The following is an 18,372-nucleotide window of genomic DNA, read 5'->3' as shown; positions in this document are numbered from 1 at the left end:
GTCACTCCATCATCTTCTCAATTGGCAGCACCAGAATGGAGCTTGCCCCCAGCGCTTTCAGTTTTTCCATGGTTTCCCAGAACAGGGTTTCGCTGCTCACCATGTGCATCGCCACTCGCTGTTGATCGCCTGCCAGCGGCAGAATGGTTGGGCGTTCCGCACCCGGCAGCAGGGCAATCACTTCGTCCAGGCGCTCGGTCGGTGCATGCATCATGATGTATTTGGATTCGCGTGCCTGAATCACGCCCTGAATACGGGTCAGCAGGCGGTCAATCAGCTGTTGCTTCGCTTCCGGCATCTCGCCATCGCGCTGAATCAGACAGGCTTTGGAGCGATAAATCACTTCGACTTCACGCAGGCCGTTCGCTTCAAGCGTTGCGCCAGTAGACACCAAATCGCAAATGGCGTCGGCCAGGCCCGCACGCGGAGCGACTTCAACAGAACCGTTCAACAGACAGGATTTAAACTGCACGCCTTTCTGATCAAGATAGCGTTTCAGCAGGTGAGGGTACGAGGTGGCGATACGTTTACCGTTCAGCGCAGCAGGGCCGTCCCACGCTTCATCAACCGCCATTGCCAGCGACAGGCGGCAGCCGCCAAAATCCAGACGGCGCAGAGTGAAATAACGCGGGTCTTCACCCTGTGCGCGACGGGTCAGTAACTCTTCTTCCAGCACGTTTTCGCCGATAATACCGAGGTCAACCACGCCGTCCATTACCAGGCCCGGGATGTCGTCATCACGTACGCGCAGGATATCAATCGGCATATTTTCAGCCAAAGCGATGAGACGCTGAGTGTGCAGGTTGATTTTAATCCCGCAGCGCGCCAGTAATTCGCGTGAATCGTCGCTTAGACGGCCGGATTTTTGAATAGCTATGCGTAAACGTGTGTTGTCTAACATTCTGTTGTCCTCGTTATCTTGTTTTAATCTGTCTGAATACGGTCCAAAAAAAAGCCCCCGGAAGATGATCTTCCGGGGGCTTTCTCTTGCGTTCTCGCACCACTGGAAGATCTGAATGTCTTCCAGCACACATCGCCTGAAAGACTAGTCAGGATGATGGTGATGATGGTGGTTTTTAAATGGAACGCGTGTCATATAAATTCTCTTTGAATGCTTATGCATCTGATGTCATTTAACGTAAACCACATTCACTGTTCAACGCAAGGGCTTTTTTTAATCATTAATTCATTTCATATTGATGCTATGAATTGTCAGTTCTGCAGCGCTGGCGTAGCCTTAAGTCAGACGCGTGAAAGCGAGGAGAGAACGTATGAAAAAGATCGCCATTGTCGGTTTAGGATGGCTCGGCATGCCGTTAGCGATGTCGTTAACAGCAAGAGGCTGGCAAGTGACCGGCAGTAAAACGACGCTGGACGGGGTCGAAGCGGCTCGGATGTCGGGAATCGACAGCGTGGAGCTTCGGCTGGAACCAGAACTGGTCTGTGACGCCGACGATCTGGATACGTTAATGAATGTCGATGCGTTGGTGATTACGCTTCCGGCTCGTCGCAGCGGGGATGGGGAAGGATTCTACCTTCGGGCTATGCAGGAAATTGTCGACAGCGCGCTGGCGCATCATGTACCGCGCATTATTTTCACCAGCTCGACGTCGGTTTATGGTGATGTCGAAGGTACCGTCAAAGAAAGCACCGAACGTCAACCGGTCACGGCTAGCGGTCGTGTGCTGAAAGAGCTGGAAGACTGGCTGCATAATTTACCCGGTACGCAGGTGGACATTTTGCGTCTCGCCGGTCTTGTGGGACCAGAGCGTCATCCAGGACGCTTTTTTGCCGGTAAAACGGCACCGAATGGCCAGCATGGCGTCAATCTTGTCCATCTTGAGGACGTTATCGGCGCAATTACCCTGCTTTTACAGGCTCCGAAAGGCGGACACATCTATAATATATGTGCGCCATCTCATCCGGCGCGAAGTACGTTTTATCCCGTGATGGCCCGTCAGCTTGGGCTTGAGCCGCCGCAATTTCGCGACGCATCTGGGGAAGGGCAAGGCAAATTGATTGATGGCAATCGTATTTGTCGTGAACTGGGATTTGAATATCAATATCCCGATCCGCTGGTGATGCCAATGGAATAACGCCGCCAGCGGATTCGCTCGCACACCGCAAGGGGGCGAACATGAAACCGCTGCTGGATGTTCTGATTATCCTCGATGCGCTCGAAAAAGAGGGAAGCTTTGCCGCCGCGTCGGCAAAGCTCTTCAAAACGCCCTCGGCCCTCAGTTATACCGTCCATAAACTCGAAAGCGATCTCAATATTCAACTGCTCGATCGCACGGGCCACCGCGCCCGCTTCACCCGTACCGGACAAATGTTGCTTGAGAAAGGCCGCGAAGTTCTTCACACCGTACGCGAGCTGGAAAAACAGGCCGTGAAGCTACACCAGGGCTGGGAAAATGAGCTGGTGATTGGCGTTGATGACACGTTTCCCTTCTCGCTACTCGCGCCGGTGATTGAAGCCTTTTATCAACGCCATAGCGTCACTCGACTTAAATTTATCAACGGCGTGCTGGGCGGTTCCTGGGAAGCGTTAACGCAGGGGCGGGCGGATATTATCGTCGGCGCGCTGCATGAGCCGCCGCAGTCGAGCGAATTTGGTTTTGCGCGTTTGGGCGTGCTTGAGCAAGTTTTCGTCGTGGCGCCGCATCATCCGCTTGCCCAGGAACCTGAACCCATCTCACGACGCGTGATTAAAGGCTGTCGCGCGATTGTTGTCGGGGACAGCTCGTTGCCCGAATGCGCCGTTTCTTCGCAATTGCTTGAAGATCAGGAGGCAATCACCGTATTTGATTTTAAAACCAAACTGGAACTGCAAATTAGCGGTCTGGGGTGTGGTTATCTGCCGCGTTATCTGGCGCAGCGGTTTATTGAAACGGGTGCGCTGGTTGAGAAACAGGTGATGGCACAAAACCACAGCGAATCGGTGTGGGTTGGCTGGAATGAGCAAACCGCAGGACTCGCCAGCGCGTGGTGGCGGGATGAGATTTTAGCAAATAGTGCTATCGCTGCCGTTTACACTTCGCCCGATGGCCGTATATCAAGTGGTTAGTAAAAAGAAAAGCCTGATCGGTATATGAATCTATTGCCTTTTATCCCAAAGATGGGGCAAAATGCGCCGCTGCAAAAAATTAGAATAATCGACGATATAAAAGGCGTCGGTTATTTTTTTTTGCATGTATCAAACGCCATTTAAAACCAAGAGGCCGGGCTTCGTACCGGATAGATACTTACAAAAACCGACAGTTGTTGTCGCTGAGGAATTCAGAAAATGGGGCAATCATTTGCTTACGCGCTGGCTCTCACCGTAATGGGGAATAACCATGTCGCTTAACGCTACTCCACAAACCTCTCGCGTGGAATTACGTAAGACACTTACGTTGATTCCGGTTGTAATGATGGGCCTTGCCTACATGCAGCCGATGACGCTGTTCGATACGTTTGGTATCGTCTCAGGCCTCACAGACGGTCACGTCGCAACGGCATATGCCTTCGCGCTGGTCGCTATTCTCTTTACGGCGTTGAGCTACGGTAAACTGGTTCGCCGTTTCCCGTCCGCTGGCTCTGCATACACCTATGCTCAGAAATCCATTAGCCCGGCTGTTGGCTTTATGGTGGGCTGGTCATCTCTGCTGGACTATCTGTTCATGCCGATGATCAACATCCTGCTGGCAAAAATTTACTTCGAAGCGCTGGTGCCTTCCGTCCCATCGTGGCTCTTCGTTGTTGCGCTGGTGGCCTTTATGACCATCTCGAACTTGCGCAGCATTAAGACCGTCGCCAACTTCAATACGCTGATCGTTATCCTGCAGATGGGTATCGTGGCGGTTATCGTCGGTCTGATTGTCTACGGTGTCGCGCACGGTGAAGGTGCCGGTACGCTGACCAGCACCCGTCCATTCTGGTCTGAAGGCGCACACGTTGTGCCGATGATTACCGGTGCAACCATTCTGTGCTTCTCGTTCCTGGGCTTTGACGGTATCTCTTCGCTGTCTGAAGAGACCAAAGACGCTGAGCGTGTGATCCCTCGTGCTATCCTCCTGACAGCGCTTTTGGGTGGCATGGTCTTTATCGGTGCGTCTTACTTCCTGCAACTGTATTTCCCGGATATCTCTCGCTTTAAAGATCCGGATGCATCGCAGCCAGAAATTATGCTCTACGTTGCCGGTAAAACCTTCCAGTGGGGCGTGCTGATCTTCTCAAGCGTTACCGTGCTGGCATCCGGTATGGCTGCCCACGCAGGCGTTTCGCGTCTGATGTACGTGATGGGCCGCGACGGTGTGTTCCCAACGCGCTTCTTTGGTTATATTCATCCGAAATGGCGCACTCCAGCATGGAATGTGCTGCTGGTTGGTGCTATCGCACTGTTGGCGATTAAATTTGACCTGGTCACAGCAACGGCGCTGATTAACTTTGGTGCGCTGGTGGCGTTCACCTTTGTTAACCTCTCCGTGATCTCGCAGTTCTGGATCCGTGAGAAGCGCAACAAAACGCTGAAAGACCACTTTAACTACCTGGTCCTGCCGCTGTGTGGCGCAATGACCGTTGGCGCGCTGTGGATCAACCTTGAAGAAAGCTCAATGATTCTGGGTCTGATTTGGGGTGGTATCGGTCTGGTTTACCTGGCTTGCGTGACCAAAAGCTTCCGCAACCCGGTTCCACAGTACGAAGATATCGCACAGTAATTAGCGTCTGTTGATAAAAAAACCGGGGACAGTGTCTCCGGTTTTTTTATGCCTCTAATTCGGCTCAGTCTATAAATGCCCCTCCTACGGAAGGGCACGTTTAAACGATTTCTTGCGCATATTGGTACAGCGCTTTCAACAGATTCTGTTTTTCCGCATCACCTTCATACTGCGCAAACAGCATTTCCAGTTCTTGCGCATAACATTGTAAATACTCAGGCGTAAAGACGTTGCGGCGATGCTGTAACCAGCGCTCCTGCTCGCTCTCGTCAAGCGTGCCGGGGAAATTACGCGCCCGATAGTTAAACATCAGCTTCTCAATACGCTTATCCGCAAACGTGATATCCAGAGCAGGTAAGTTGCGCGGATCGGTTTGCAGAACGATATTCATTGCGGCTCTATCAGCATCGCTGAAAAAGCCGTTGTAGAGCTGTGCATCAACATTATCCGACGGGACAAACGGTTCGGCTTCGGCAAAAATCGCCACCACTTTATCGCGAACTTGCGGGTTATCGCGCAGGACTTTTAGATTATCCAGACACTGCTGACGGTTAATCCCCAGCCGCTCTGCGTCTTCCGGGCGCAACGTATTTGCCTGCGCCAGCACGGGACATTTATTGATATGCACCAGCTTAACCGGCACCGCCGCGTCCTCGCCTAATTCACTTTTAGGCGTGTATAAACGCGCGCGTAGCGCATCGCTGTCCAGCTCAAGCAGCGGCGTGATGTCTCCGGCCAGATCGACCATAATCACCGCGTTACGGTTATCAGGATGCCACGCCAGCGGAGCGACCCAACTGGTATTTCCACGCCAGGCGCCGAACATACCGGAAATATGCACCAGCGGTTTCATCTGCGGGACGTCAATCAGCGTCATCAGTTTCTGTTTATTGCGGTGGCTCAGCAGATACTCAAACAGTTTGGGTTGCGCTGTTTTGACGCGCTTTGCCATCTCGATGGTGGCGTAAACGTCCGCCATGGCGTCGTGCGCATTGCTGTGTTCAATGCCGTTGGCGCGGGTCAAATGTTCCAGACGGAAGCTTGGCAGCCCGTCTTCATTTTCTGGCCAGTTGATTCCTTCCGGGCGCAGCGCATAGCACGCGCGCATCACGTCCAGTAAATCCCAGCGTGAATTACGGTTTTGCCAGCTCCAGGCATAGGGATCGTAGAAATTGCGGTACAGGACGTTGCGCGTCACTTCATCATCGAAGCGAATATTGTTATAGCCCACCACGCAGGTATTCGGCACGGTAAAAAGTGCGTGAATGCGACGTGCAAATTCCGCTTCGTTTACGCCTTTCTCGCGCGCTTCCTGCGGGGTAATACCTGTGACTATCACAGCACCAGGCTGCGGCAGGTAATCATCGGCAGGCTTACAGTAAAAAACCTCCGGCTCGCCAATGATCGTGAAATCAGCGTCAGTGCGGATCGCCGCAAATTGCGAAGGCCTGTCCAGCGAGGGGCTGGTACCAAAGGTTTCGTAATCGTGGAAGAGAAACGTGGGAAGCGCGGCGGAATCAGACACCAGTAATACCATCCTGTTAAAAAGTTGCTTCGCTATGGTAAACCATCAGGGTCATCAGACCGAACAAAAAGCACGTTTATCTCGAAGATTTGCGAGCAGGCTTCCAGGCGGAACATTGCGGTCCGTCACATTTTTTTGCAATTTAAACAGGTAACGGCATGAGATTTTCCGTAAAAAGGGCAACGATTTTTTAATGACTGAGGATATATCGTTGAAACGCCGTCTGTTTATTGCTCTTTCTTTACTCGCTTCGAGTGTCACTCCTGCCCTGGCGGCCGATCCGTTGGATTTTTCGCCGCAACCGCCAGCTATACAGGCTGGTTCTTGGGTGCTGATGGACTATACCACTGGTCAAATTTTAACGGCGGGCAACGAACATCAACAGCGCAATCCGGCCAGCCTCACCAAGTTAATGACAGGCTATGTTGTCGATCGTGCTATCGATAGCCATCGCATTACCCCTGACGATATGGTCACCGTTGGACGCGATGCGTGGGCGAAGGGTAATCCTGTGTTTGACGGGTCATCGCTGATGTTCCTGAAAGCGGGTGAACGCGTTTCAGTTCGCGATCTGAGCCGGGGTTTAATCGTTGATTCTGGGAATGACGCCTGCGTGGCGCTGGCGGATTATGTGGCAGGTGGGCAGCCGCAATTCGTCAATATGATGAACGAGTATGTGCAAAAACTGGGTCTGCGCGATACCCATTTTGAAACGGTACATGGTCTGGATGCACCAGGGCAACACAGCTCAGCCTATGATCTCGCGGTGCTTTCACGCGCGATTATTCACGGCGAGCCAGATTTTTATCATATGTACAGTGAAAAGAGCCTGACCTGGAATGGTGTCACGCAGCAAAACCGCAATGGGCTGCTTTGGGATAAAACCCTGAAGGTCGACGGACTCAAAACCGGGCACACGTCTGGCGCTGGCTTTAACCTGATCGCCTCGGCAGTCGATGGTCAGCGCCGGTTGATTGCGGTGATCATGGGCGGCGAGAGTCCGAAAGGGCGTGAGGATCAGGCGCGCAAACTGCTGCATTGGGGCCAGCAAAACTTCGATACCGTGCAAATCTTGCATAACGGCAAAAAAGTGGGCACCGAGCGCATCTGGTACGGCGATAAAGAACACATCTCGCTGGGTACGGATCAGGATTTCTGGCTGGCGTTGCCAAAAGCGGAAGTTGCCAACATTAAGGCCAAATATGTACTTGATAAAAAAGAGCTGGAGGCCCCTATCGCGGCGCACCAGCGAGTAGGTGAAATTGAGCTTTACGATCGCGATAAAATTGTGGCGCACTGGCCATTAGTCACGCTGGAAAGCGTCGGCAAGGGCGGGATGTTCTCTCGGCTGAGTGATTATCTGCACCATAAAGCCTGACGAACCGTTAAGACCGTAACGAGCAGACTGGCAGTCGTGCGAGTCTGCTCGCATAATCAACGCGTCATATTTGCTGGACATAAAGAATCTGCTTTATAGTGTATAAATACACAGTAATAAACGGAGGCAGTATGGACTACAGCATCAAGCAGCAACAGAAGCGTAAGATTGCCGGTTTTCATATGGTTGGGCCGTGGGAGCAAACCGTTAAGCAAGGTTTTGAGCAACTCATGATGTGGGTGGATGGACACCATATTCAGCCGCTTGAGTGGGTGGCGGTCTATTATGATAATCCAGACGAAGTGCCCGCAGAGAAACTGCGCTGCGATACGGTTGTCACTGTTCCCGACGATTTTGTCATCCCGGCAAACAGCGAAGGCGTTATCCTCACCGAAGTGGCTGCCGGTGATTATGCGATTGCCACAGCACGCGTCGAAAACTACGATTTCGGCACCCCATGGCATAGTTTCTTCAACAGCCTGCTCCAGGACAATCACTATCAAATCGCCCCTAAACCCTGCTTTGAACGCTATCTGAATGATGGCAATGCCGATGGTTACTGGGATATTGAAATGTTTGTTCCGGTGCAGAATAAAGCCGGATAACAATGATTATTCCTGCGATTTGTAGGGTTTTTCTGCCGGGCGTGATACGTCTGGCAGAAAACACAGTACAATTGTGATTTGCCGTGTATCTGGAGAGCGGGTGTGCGTCCCGACAAATCATTAACGCCTTTTGAAATCCGACTGTATCGGAATTACCGCGTCGTGCATGGTTGCCGCATCGCGCTGGCATTCATCCTCACTTTTTTACTGGTGCGTCTGCTGGATATCCCCGAGGGAACCTGGCCTTTGATCACGTTGGTGGTCATCATGGGGCCGATATCTTTTTGGGGAAACGTGGTTCCACGTGCCTTCGAGCGCATCGGCGGTACGATTTTTGGCTCTGCATTAGGGTTGATTGCATTAAAACTTGAGCTGATTTCGTTGCCCGTGATGTTGCTCTGGTGTGCGGGGGCGATGTTCCTGTGCGGCTGGCTGGCGCTGGGCAAAAAACCGTATCAGGCTCTGCTGATTGGCATTACGCTATCTGTCGTGGTCGGTGCCCCGGCGGGAGACATGGCTACGGCCCTGTGGCGAGGCGGTGATGTGATTCTCGGCTCGCTGTTAGCAATGCTCTTTACCGGGATTTGGCCTCAACGCGCATTTCTGCACTGGCGCATTCAGATGGCCCACTACGTAACCGCGTTCAATCGTGTCTATCAGGCGGGCTTTTCACCCAACTTGGTGGAACGCCCACGGCTCGAAAAGCATCTGCAAAAAATACTCAATGATGTCGTCAAAATGCGTGGGCTTATTGTTCCTGCCAGCAAAGAGACGCATATCCAAAAAGCCATTTTTGAAGCGATTCAGACTGTTAGCCGGAATCTGGTATGCATGCTGGAACTGCAAATAAATGCGCATTGGGCGTCTCGTGCCAGTCACTTTGTGCTTCTGAATGCAAACACGCTGAAAGAGACTCAGCAGATGACCCAACAAACGCTGCTCACCATCGCTCACGCGCTTTACGAAGGGAACCCACAGCCTATTCTTGCTAACAGCGAACGATTGAACGAAATCGTAGCTGAGCTCAAGCAGTTGATCGGCGAGCATCAGGGTGACAACGTGTCAGAAACGCCTATCCACGGCTATGTGTGGTTGAGCATGGAGATGGCGAGACAATTAGAGTTGCTGTCGCATCTCATCTGCCGGGCGCTGCGCAAATAAAAAGCAGGCGTCTGCGGATGTGACGCCTGCTGCTACGATTCAGCAGCATTTGAGGTTATGATAGGGCAAACGATATACTCATTGTCATTCGCAACGGCTGTCAGTAAGGTTAACGGTACAGTGGTTGCTTAAACGAATCCGAATCTCACATTATCAGGGGTATCAAAATGGAAACTACCAAGCCTTCGTTCCAGGATGTTCTGGAATTCGTCCGCCTGTTCCGTCGCAAAAACAAACTGCAGCGTGAAATTCAGGACGTTGAGAAGAAGATCCGTGACAACCAGAAACGTGTTCTGCTGCTTGATAACCTGAGCGACTACATCAAGCCGGGTATGAGCGTAGAAGCCATTCAGGGCATTATCGCCAGCATGAAGACCGATTATGAAGATCGCGTTGACGACTACATCATCAAGAACGCTGAACTGTCCAAAGAGCGCCGCGATATCTCTAAAAAGCTGAAAGTCATCGGCGAAATCAAAAGCAGCGAAGCAAAAAGCGAATAATTGCTGCTAAGAAAGACTGCGCCTCTCTGCGAAAGCAGGGGGGCTTTTTTTTGAGGGGTAGTCGGACGCTAAAAAGCAAAAAGCCCGCTCGAAAGCAGGCTTTTTAAATTTGGCTCCTCTGACTGGACTCGAACCAGTGACATACGGATTAACAGTCCGCCGTTCTACCGACTGAACTACAGAGGAATCGGTTAGGAGGCTTATCTTAGCGGCGAAAAAAGTTTTGTCAAACCTGATCTTACGTTCAGATGTTTAACTGGTGAATCTGTCGACAGTTTGTCACTTTTGCCCACAGTTTTTTGTTGAAAATACTTTGCAGGATTAGCATTTCTCAATCATCATTTGAAATGTAGTTTCAACTTTCTCTCTTTAAGGTCCATTTTGAACGTCACCGCCGCTCTACGTCAGGCCGTCATGCGCACGCCCTGGTATGCCAAACGAAAAAGTTACCGTGTCCTGTTCTGGCGTGAAATCACCCCTCTTGCTGTGCCTATCTTCCTGGAAAACACCTGCGTTCTGTTGATGGGCGTATTGAGTACTTTCCTGGTGAGTTGGCTGGGTAAAGAGGCGATGGCAGGCGTGGGTCTGGCCGACAGCTTCAATATGGTCGTCATCTCTTTCTTCGCGGCGATTGATCTGGGTACAACCGTCGTCGTTGCGTTTAGCCTGGGTAAGCTTGATCCCAAACGCGCACGCGAAGCGGCGCGACAGTCGCTGATGATCATGACGATTTTTTCTATCATTCTCGCGGCGGTGATCCACTATTTTGGCAAAGAGATTATCGACATCGTCGCCGGTGAGGCGACCAACGAAGTTAAAGGTCTGGCGCTCACTTATCTCGAAATGACGGTGCTGAGTTATCCGGCAGCGGCCATCGCGCTTATTGGCAGCGGTGCGCTACGTGGCGCGGGTAATACCAAGATTCCGCTGCTGATTAACGGCGGGATGAATATCCTGAACATTATCATCAGCAGCATTCTGATCTACGGGGCTTTCTCGTGGGAAGGGCTGGGCTTTGTTGGGGCCGGTTTAGGGTTGACGATTTCCCGTTACATCGGTGCCATCGCGATTATCGTGGTGCTGATGGTGGGCTTTAATCCTGCGCTGCGCATCTCGCTGAAAAGCTATTTCCGCCCGTTCAATTTCGCCATTATCTGGGAAGTGATGGGGATCGGAGTTCCGGCGAGTATCGAATCGGTGCTGTTTAACGGCGGGAAACTGCTTACTCAAATGTTTGTCGCTGGGATGGGGACTGACGTCATCGCGGGTAACTTTATTGCGTTCTCGATTGCCTCGCTGATAAACCTGCCGGGCAATGCGCTGGGGTCCGCTTCCACGATTATTACCGGTAAGCGTTTGGGCAAGGGACAAATTGCACAGGCAGAGCGTCAGCTGCGCCATGTGTTCTGGCTCTCTACGATTGGCCTGTCACTCATCGCGTGGGGGACTGCGCCGTTTGCCGGTCTTTTGGCCTCGTTTTACACCCGTGAAGACGACGTCAAAGAGGTGGTGAAAATCCTTATCTGGCTGAATGCGGCGTTTATGCCGATCTGGGCCGCCTCCTGGGTGCTACCAGCTGGGTTAAAAGGTGCGCGCGATGCTCGCTTTGCAATGTGGGTCTCGATGCTGGGAATGTGGGGATGCCGCGTGGTAGCGGGCTATACGTTGGGGATTATGCTCGGCATGGGCGTTGTCGGTGTCTGGCTTGGGATGTTCCTTGATTGGGCGGTTCGTGGCGTGCTGTTCTACTGGCGCATGGTGAGCGGGCGATGGCTGTGGAAATACCCGCGTAAAAAGGCTGAAGTTGAGCATAAAAAACTGCCAGAAAGCCTCTCGAATGCGCAAAGTGGAGAATAAATCGGCAAACGAACTTTTTTGCGCATTCAGTCTTTGACAATGAGGGGGCGGGTCGATAATATGCGCCCCGTTCACACGATTCCTCTGTAGTTCAGTCGGTAGAACGGCGGACTGTTAATCCGTATGTCACTGGTTCGAGTCCAGTCAGAGGAGCCAAATTAGAAAAGCCTGCTTTTAAAGCAGGCTTTTTGCTTTTCTACGCAAGGCAAATGCGCTAGAAGAGGGGGCCGACGCCCCCATCGTGCCTTATCGGCTCACGCGAATCGGTGCCGTCGCTTCAAACAGCCACGGGCGCGCGTCGCTCTCAACCAAAGGCGACAGAATGTCTCTCACCTGCTGGTGATAACTGTCTAGCCACTGTTTCTCCTGCTCGCTCAGCAAATTCAGCTCTACCTGGCTCAAATCAATTGGGATCAGCGTGAGCGAAGCAAATTTGCAGAACCCCGGCATGCTTTCCACAATTTCAACCTGGTTTTCTATGCGAATGCCATGGCTGTCCGCCTGATAATAGCCCGGCTCAATGGTGATGATGCTGCCAGCCAGTAGCGGCCACGGATTGACCTTTTTCGCAATACGCTGCGGGTTTTCGTGGATCAAAAGCTGGTGTCCCACGCCATGCCCGGTCCCGTGATCGTAATCAAGCCCCAATTCCCACAGCGGACGACGCGCAAAAGCGTCCAACTGATGCCCCTGCGTCCCCGACGGGAACTGCAGCATAATCAGCGACAAAAAGCCTTTTAACACTGCGGTGTAATGCAGGCGCTGCTGCGCATCGAGCTTACTGTAAGCCAGCGTGCGCGTCGCATCGGTGGTGCCGTTATGATATTGCCCACCTGAATCATTCAGATAAAACTGCGTGCTGACGATCGGTTTGTTGGTCGCTTCGCTTGAGTGGTAATGACACATTGCCGCGTTGCTGGCAGACGCCGAAATCGTGGCAAAACTTTGCTCGATAAAATGGGGCTGCTGCTCACGAAACGCCAACTGTTGTGCCTGCGCTTCCAGCTCCGTCAGCGGATTACCCGCGGCTTCGCGTAGGGGAACCTCACGGGACAACCAGGCGAGAAAATTAACCCAGGCTGCGCCGTCAGACTGATGACATTCGCGATAGCCTGCCAGCTCAACCGCGTTTTTTTGCGCCTTCATCATCGTGATTGGGTCCGCTTGCCAGAGAATTTCACCCTGTGGCTCAATGGCAAAACGCAGCGCGACAGGCGCAGAATCGGCATCCACCCAGACTCGCTTGCCTTCGGAAATCTGCTGGCAGCGACGGACAAAATCGTCCTGGGCAGAAACCACCACTGATTCGAGTGCAGAGGCGGGGAGATCGCGAATCTTGTCGCCATCAACAAACCACTCCACGTTGCCTTCGCGGCTCAGGAGAGCGAACGAAAGCGGCACCGGGCTGGTCGGAATATCAGAGCCGCGCACGTTCAGCAGCCAGGCAATGTTGTCCGGCAGGGTGATCGCCATGAAATCGGCATTTTTAGCCGCCAGCAGATGAGCAATGCGCTGGCGTTTCGCCACGCTGCTTTCACCGCTGATTTCTTCCGGCATCTCGCGAATCAAACCGGCCGGCGCAGCGGGGCGGTCCGTCCAGAGCGTGTCGAAAGGTGAAACCGTTAGCGGAACAAATTCACACTGCGTGGCGCAAAATTGCTGGTATTCCGTTTGAGTCATGAGCATCGGGTCAAACGCGATGCGGGTGCCCGCGGCGAGATTTTCCGCCAGCCATTCGACCAGCGGTTCGTTATGCAGATGGTGAATCTCAATATCATCCAGATTGACCTGAACGCGGGCCTGGACCTGATAGCGACCGTCCACAAAAAGCAGTGCGCGGTCTTGCAGCACCAGCGCCAGCCCGGCAGAGCCATCAAAGCCGGTGAGCCAGGCCAGCTTTTCATCGGATGAGGCACAGAATTCGCTTTGCCACGCATCGGCGCGGGGCACAATCATGCCCGCGAATTGGTTGTCATGAAGCCAGTGGCGAAGCGCCGACAGCGGTGATGTGGTGTTCATCGTTTTCCTTATTATTATCAGCGGAACGGCGGCTCGTTGAAGGTGCGCAGCTTACGGGAGTGCAGCTTGTCGCCTTCCGCACGCAGTAAATCGATGGCGCGAATACCAATTTGCAAATGCTCGGAAATCGCCCCTTCATAGAAGCGGTTGGCCTGTCCGGGTAGCTTGATCTCGCCGTGCAACGGTTTATCGGAAACGCACAGCAAGGTGCCGTAAGGCACGCGGAATCGATAGCCCTGGGCGGCGATGGTGGCGCTTTCCATATCGATCGCCACCGCGCGGCTCAGGTTAAAGCGCAGCGCCGACGCCGAGTAGCGCAACTCCCAGTTGCGGTCGTCGGTGGTGACGACGGTGCCGGTACGCAGGCGTTGTTTAACCTCTTCACCGGGCATACCGCTGACTTCTTTGGTCGCGTCGTACAATGCACGCTGCACTTCAGCGATGCTTGGGATCGGGATATCCGGCGGCAGAACGGCATCAAGAACGTGATCGTCACGCAGGTAAGCGTGCGCCAGCACGTAATCGCCAATCAACTGACTTTCGCGCAGACCCCCGCAGTGACCAATCATCAGCCACACGTCCGGGCGCAGAACCGCCAGGTGGTCACAGATGGTTTTGGCATTCGATGGGCCAACGCCAATGTTGATGAGCGTAATGCCCTGGCCGTCGGCGGTAATTAAATGCCAGGCGGGCATCTGGTGTTTTTTCCACGCCAGATCGGAGACAGCCATCTCTGGCGTTTCGGTTTCGGCGGTTATCCAAATCCCTCCCGCGCAGGAGAGCGCCACGTAAGGGCTGTCGGGATCGAGAATCTGGCTGCAACCCCAGCGCACGAACTCATCCACGTAGCGGGTGTAGTTGGTGAACAGCACGAACGGCTGGAAATGTTCGGCTGGCGTGCCGGTGTAGTGACGCAAACGCGCCAGCGAGAAGTCGACGCGGCGGGCATCGAAATGCGACAGCGGCGAAAATTCAGCAGGATGATAAATCCCGTCAGCGGTTTCATCGCCAATCTGCGACAGCTCGGTGGTTGGGAAATGACGGGTCAAGCCCGCGCTCATGGAGCGATCCAGCGTCAGGGCAGAGCCATCAATCACGTACGGATACGGAATTTCGTGCAGTGACGGTTCAACGGCGATGTGCGCGCCATAATCCTGATACAGCAGCGTCAGCTGTTCTTCAAGATAAGGGCGAAACAGAGCAGGGCGGGTAATGGTGGTGGAGTAACATCCTGAGTGGGTAAAACGGGCGTAGGCACGGGTTTTAGGCGTTGTGGTGGTGCCGCCGTCCCAGGTCACAGAAAGGGAGGGATAAACAAAAAGGCCATCTAATCGTGCCTTCTCATCAGGCAGTTTTCCGTTCTCAAGATACTCGCTAATGGCGCTGCGCAGGGCGCTGACCGATTGCTCATACAGCGCTTCCAGTTTTTCCAGTGCCTGAGCCGGTGTCAGGCTGGAGCCCTTATTATTCATGTCTGTCTCCTTGTTCCACATAAGTGCGACGTCACTCGATAGTATGTCACACGTATGTGAAAAAAAAGTCAGGACATCAGGCGCGTGCGTCTTTCATGAACAGCGCCGTCGCGGCGGAAATCAAACAGCCCGCCAACAGATAAATCGCCACGCTGTGCCAATTACCGCCCGAGAAGGTGACTAATGCAGCGGCGATAAACGGTGTAAATCCACCGCCGACGACGCTTGCCACCTGATAGCCGACGCCCGCGCCACTGTAGCGGTAGCGGGCACCAAACATCTCGGTGAACATGGGCTGCTGGACGCACACCACCATGTCATGGGCGATATTCGCCAGCATAATGGCGAAAAACACAATCCAGAACAGCGACTCCGCTTCCAGCGCCATAAAGAACGGCCAGGCGCTGAGCGTCCCGATCAGCGCGCCGGTAATATAGACCCGTCGGCGACCAAAGCGATCCGCAAGCCATGCAAAGCACGGAATGGTCAGACAGCTAATGGCCCCGACCAGCAGACCAATATTCAGAAAAAGCTCACGCGGCAAGCCGAGGTTTTGCGTCGAATAATTCAGTGCGAACGCGGTGACGATATACATCGTTAACAGCTCGCACAGACGCAGACCGATGATTTTCAGGAACGCGCCGGGATGCTGAAACAGCGCTTCCATCACCGGCAGACGTTTTTTGGCGACCGGCGTTTCGCGCTGCTGTTTCTCGAATTCCGCCGACTCTTCCATGCCGTTACGCACCCATAGCGCGCCGAGCACCAGCACGATGCTAAACAGGAACGGAATGCGCCAGCCCCAGCTCAGGAACTGCTCATCGGTGGTGAGCTGGCTGATTAATGACACCAGTCCGGTGGAGAGCAGCAAGCCCACGCCGTAACCGACCTGCACGCCGCTGCTGTAGAACGCTTTTTTATGTTTTGGCGCGCTTTCGACGGACAGCAGCGCCGCGCCGCCCCATTCTCCGCCAACGGCGAAGCCCTGGATGGCACGCAGCATCACCAGCAGGACGGGTGCCCACCAGCCTATCGTGGCGAAAGAGGGCAAAATACCAATCAGCGCGGTGGCAATACCCATCATCCAGACGGTGAGCATCAGCATCCGCTTACGGCCCAGTTTGTCGCCAAAATGACCGAAGATAATGCCGCCCAGCGGCCGGAACAGGAACCCAACGCCAAAGGTTGCGAACGCAGCGAGCGTCCCCATGGCGGGACTAATTTGCGGGAAAAACTCACGATTAAAGACCAGTGCGGCGGTGATGCCGTAGAGCAAAAAATCATACCAGTCGACGACGGCACCGGCGAAGCTACCAAAAGCAGCGCGACGGGCGCGGGTGAGCGATGGTGTCTCCTCGCCTGGGCGATCGGAGATGAGGGTGGAATCCATTTTAAGTCCTGTCTGTACCGATTTTTTTATTATTAGTATGGGAAAAGATTACTCACATTCGCGTCACCGATCATAGGCAACGCTTATGAGACTACCCCGACAGGCGTCAGGAGAAAATGATTTTATCGTCACATTGCCGAAAAAATGAGAAGGGATCGTAATGAATTCGCGTTGGTTTTCGGTTGGTTGTCTAAGGATGGTTTACAGTATTGAGTATCGTAGTGCGATATTGCTGAGGGATTAACGATGCCACAACTTCGAATCATTTTTTTATTCTTGACTGTATTGATGACTTTTTCACTGCGCGCTGAGCCTGGGGTGTACGGCGAGCAGCGTATTAGCCGCTGGTGGAACGAATGGACCACCGATGTTTCGCAGACGTGGAACGAACCGCAACACTACGATCTGTATGTGCCTTTTTTGAGCTGGCATGCGCGCTTTATGTATGACAAAGAAAAAACCGACAATTACAACGAAATGCCGTCGGGCGGGGGTTTTGGTATTTCTCGCTACGATGAAGAGGGCGACTGGAGTTCGCTTTACGCCATGATGTTTAAGGACTCGCATAACGAATGGCAGCCCATCGTCGGCTATGGCTGGGAAAATGGCTGGTATCTGGATAATGCGCGGGATTTCCGTCTGGGATTGGGCGTGACCGCAGGGATCACGGCACGCAAAGACTTTGCTAACTATGTGCCGCTGCCCATTATTTTACCGCTGTTTTCTGCTGGCTATAAGAACCTGAACGTCCAGTTCACCTACATTCCGGGTACCTATAATAACGGCAACGTATTATTTGCCTGGCTGCGCTACGGCTTTTAAATATGGGCGCTAAATCGTAATCACTTTTTTGAGTAATGAATGCGATAGCGCCAGCATCGAGATCAGCACCGAGGCGATAAACGTCAGCGCCATCAGGATGAATTTTGTCGACAGGGAGGTGACGGGAATCAGCGCGGTGAGAAGATGAAAAACCGAATAGTGAAGAATATACACCCCGGTCATCGTCTTGCTGATGGTCGCTAAGATGGCCTCTTTAAACTCAACGTTGCGGCGAAAACGCACGCCATTCGCGGCGATAACCAGCGCCACGATCAGAAAATAGATTTGCGAGCCTGTCAGAATAAACGCGTTGCGATCAGCCTTGAACAGGGCAAAAAAGAAATGCTGCTCGTAAAACCAGGTGAACAGATAAATCAGCGGAATTGCCCCGATCGCTATTTTGACCACCCTGTCTTTGCTGATCCAGGAGGCAATCAGCGGATCAAAAAACAGCTGACCGGTCAGGTAAAACAGCAGCCAGGTCCACAAACGATATTGCGGCGCGAGCGAAAACAGGTGTTTTTCGGGATATAACGCCGCCAGCAAATCGTAGCCGTAGGCAAACAGCAGCAGGGAAAATACCACCCAGCAAAACAGCCTGCGGCGCTGGCTTAACCATTCGATAACCGGGTGGAAGGTGTAAATCACAATAAAGGTAAAGACAAACCACGGCTGGATTAAATAGCCGCGCTGATAAGGTTCCCACAGGTAATAAATCGTCATCCAGAACAGAAAAACGATGACGATGCTTTGGATTTTACCGACTTGCCAGCGGGAACCGTGCCGCGATTGTGCGTCGAGATAGCCCGCTATCACAAAAAACAGCGGGGTGGCGATGGTCGAGATAAACGTCAGAAACCCCAGGATCCAGTGATAATCGTAGTCATAGCGATCCCAGGTGTTATAGATGGTAAAAAACGTCACCGCCGTCATGCATCCC

At 53.0% G+C, this 18,372-nt stretch carries 17 protein-coding genes, 2 tRNA genes, 1 pseudogene and 1 other annotated feature; of the genes and pseudogenes, 12 read left to right on the top strand and 8 right to left on the bottom strand.

All coding sequences use genetic code 11. The features are described 5' to 3' along the window. Position 1 precedes the first annotated feature (1 nt). A complete protein-coding gene (gene hisG, locus AC07RN_RS07885) occupies positions 2-901 on the bottom strand; it encodes an ATP phosphoribosyltransferase (RefSeq protein WP_015959631.1) in 900 nt (299 codons plus the stop codon). Positions 902-946: 45 nt separating this feature from the next. After that, positions 947-1,070: a sequence feature (His leader region), on the bottom strand. Next, positions 1,046-1,096 (bottom strand): his operon leader peptide, encoded by a 51-nt coding sequence (hisL, locus tag AC07RN_RS07880; RefSeq protein ID WP_099516347.1) that lies wholly within the window; start codon positions 1,094-1,096, stop codon positions 1,046-1,048. (Overlaps the previous feature by 25 nt.) A gap of 175 nt (positions 1,097-1,271) precedes the next feature. Between hisL and AC07RN_RS07875 the strand changes: the two genes are divergently transcribed. The 4 genes from AC07RN_RS07875 to AC07RN_RS07860 all read left to right on the top strand — a co-directional run bounded on the left by AC07RN_RS07875 (position 1,272) and on the right by AC07RN_RS07860 (position 4,700). Then, entirely contained in the window at positions 1,272-2,096 is an 825-nt protein-coding gene (locus AC07RN_RS07875) for an SDR family oxidoreductase (RefSeq protein WP_015959630.1), read from the top strand. A gap of 41 nt (positions 2,097-2,137) precedes the next feature. Then, positions 2,138-3,067: a LysR substrate-binding domain-containing protein gene (locus AC07RN_RS07870; RefSeq protein ID WP_478336045.1), complete on the top strand. Its 930-nt coding sequence runs from the start codon at positions 2,138-2,140 to the stop codon at positions 3,065-3,067. A 219-nt stretch (positions 3,068-3,286) separates the two neighbouring features. After that, positions 3,287-3,349: a membrane protein YoeI gene (gene yoeI, locus AC07RN_RS07865; RefSeq protein ID WP_096335045.1), complete on the top strand. Its 63-nt coding sequence runs from the start codon at positions 3,287-3,289 to the stop codon at positions 3,347-3,349. After that, positions 3,339-4,700: an APC family permease gene (locus tag AC07RN_RS07860; protein WP_015959628.1), complete on the top strand. Its 1,362-nt coding sequence runs from the start codon at positions 3,339-3,341 to the stop codon at positions 4,698-4,700. Before yoeI ends, AC07RN_RS07860 begins: the two co-directional genes overlap by 11 nt. Positions 4,701-4,800: 100 nt before the next feature. Here the strand turns inward: AC07RN_RS07860 and sbcB are convergent, their stop codons facing one another. Continuing rightward, complete coding sequence (sbcB, locus tag AC07RN_RS07855) at positions 4,801-6,225, bottom strand: exodeoxyribonuclease I (protein WP_478336044.1); 1,425 nt, start codon at positions 6,223-6,225, stop codon at positions 4,801-4,803. Positions 6,226-6,430: 205 nt separating this feature from the next. On the opposite strand from sbcB, the gene dacD reads away from it, so the two are divergent. The 4 genes from dacD (at position 6,431) to AC07RN_RS07835 (ending at position 9,872) form a co-directional block, all read left to right on the top strand. Next, positions 6,431-7,603, top strand: a complete 1,173-nt coding sequence (gene dacD / locus AC07RN_RS07850; RefSeq protein ID WP_478336283.1) for a serine-type D-Ala-D-Ala carboxypeptidase DacD — start codon at positions 6,431-6,433, stop codon at positions 7,601-7,603. A 131-nt stretch (positions 7,604-7,734) separates the two neighbouring features. Further along, the gene (gene sbmC, locus AC07RN_RS07845) at positions 7,735-8,208 is read left to right on the top strand and encodes a DNA gyrase inhibitor SbmC (RefSeq protein ID WP_015959579.1); all 474 of its coding nucleotides are present in this window, start codon (positions 7,735-7,737) and stop codon (positions 8,206-8,208) included. A 102-nt stretch (positions 8,209-8,310) separates the two neighbouring features. Further along, positions 8,311-9,369 (top strand): FUSC family protein, encoded by a 1,059-nt coding sequence (locus AC07RN_RS07840; RefSeq protein ID WP_478336043.1) that lies wholly within the window; start codon positions 8,311-8,313, stop codon positions 9,367-9,369. Positions 9,370-9,536: 167 nt separating this feature from the next. Further along, positions 9,537-9,872: a DUF496 family protein gene (locus AC07RN_RS07835; protein WP_015959577.1), complete on the top strand. Its 336-nt coding sequence runs from the start codon at positions 9,537-9,539 to the stop codon at positions 9,870-9,872. Positions 9,873-9,982: 110 nt separating this feature from the next. On the opposite strand, the gene AC07RN_RS07830 is transcribed toward AC07RN_RS07835, so the two are convergent. Then, a tRNA-Asn gene (locus tag AC07RN_RS07830) sits at positions 9,983-10,058 on the bottom strand. A gap of 21 nt (positions 10,059-10,079) precedes the next feature. Between AC07RN_RS07830 and AC07RN_RS07825 the strand changes: the two are divergent. From AC07RN_RS07825 to AC07RN_RS07815, 3 genes and pseudogenes are all read left to right on the top strand, one after another. After that, positions 10,080-10,178: pseudogene (locus AC07RN_RS07825) on the top strand (hypothetical protein); the annotation flags it as partial. A gap of 36 nt (positions 10,179-10,214) precedes the next feature. Next, complete coding sequence (locus tag AC07RN_RS07820; RefSeq protein WP_133629912.1) at positions 10,215-11,729, top strand: EmmdR/YeeO family multidrug/toxin efflux MATE transporter; 1,515 nt, start codon at positions 10,215-10,217, stop codon at positions 11,727-11,729. 80 nt (positions 11,730-11,809) lie between these two features. After that, positions 11,810-11,885, top strand: a tRNA-Asn gene (locus AC07RN_RS07815). 90 nt (positions 11,886-11,975) lie between these two features. On the opposite strand, the gene AC07RN_RS07810 is transcribed toward AC07RN_RS07815, so the two are convergent. From AC07RN_RS07810 to shiA, 3 genes are all read right to left on the bottom strand, one after another. Beyond that, positions 11,976-13,748: an aminopeptidase P family protein gene (locus AC07RN_RS07810; RefSeq protein WP_478336042.1), complete on the bottom strand. Its 1,773-nt coding sequence runs from the start codon at positions 13,746-13,748 to the stop codon at positions 11,976-11,978. Positions 13,749-13,765: 17 nt separating this feature from the next. Beyond that, positions 13,766-15,220, bottom strand: coding sequence for an AMP nucleosidase (locus tag AC07RN_RS07805; RefSeq protein ID WP_015959574.1), 1,455 nt, complete (start codon positions 15,218-15,220; stop codon positions 13,766-13,768). Positions 15,221-15,296: 76 nt separating this feature from the next. Continuing rightward, a complete protein-coding gene (gene shiA / locus AC07RN_RS07800) occupies positions 15,297-16,610 on the bottom strand; it encodes a shikimate transporter (protein ID WP_478336041.1) in 1,314 nt (437 codons plus the stop codon). A 246-nt stretch (positions 16,611-16,856) separates the two neighbouring features. Here shiA and pagP point away from each other — a divergent pair, with 246 nt between their 5' ends. Beyond that, the gene (pagP, locus tag AC07RN_RS07795; RefSeq protein WP_478336040.1) at positions 16,857-17,432 is read left to right on the top strand and encodes a lipid IV(A) palmitoyltransferase PagP; all 576 of its coding nucleotides are present in this window, start codon (positions 16,857-16,859) and stop codon (positions 17,430-17,432) included. Positions 17,433-17,441: 9 nt separating this feature from the next. On the opposite strand, the gene AC07RN_RS07790 is transcribed toward pagP, so the two are convergent. Beyond that, complete coding sequence (locus AC07RN_RS07790) at positions 17,442-18,365, bottom strand: acyltransferase (protein ID WP_478336282.1); 924 nt, start codon at positions 18,363-18,365, stop codon at positions 17,442-17,444. Between the last annotated feature and the right edge of the window lie 7 nt (positions 18,366-18,372).

Source organism: Lelliottia sp. GFLA7, from assembly GCF_056490165.1.
Note: the sequence above shows the minus strand (reverse complement) of the source record. Positions and strands in the feature narration are given on the sequence as shown.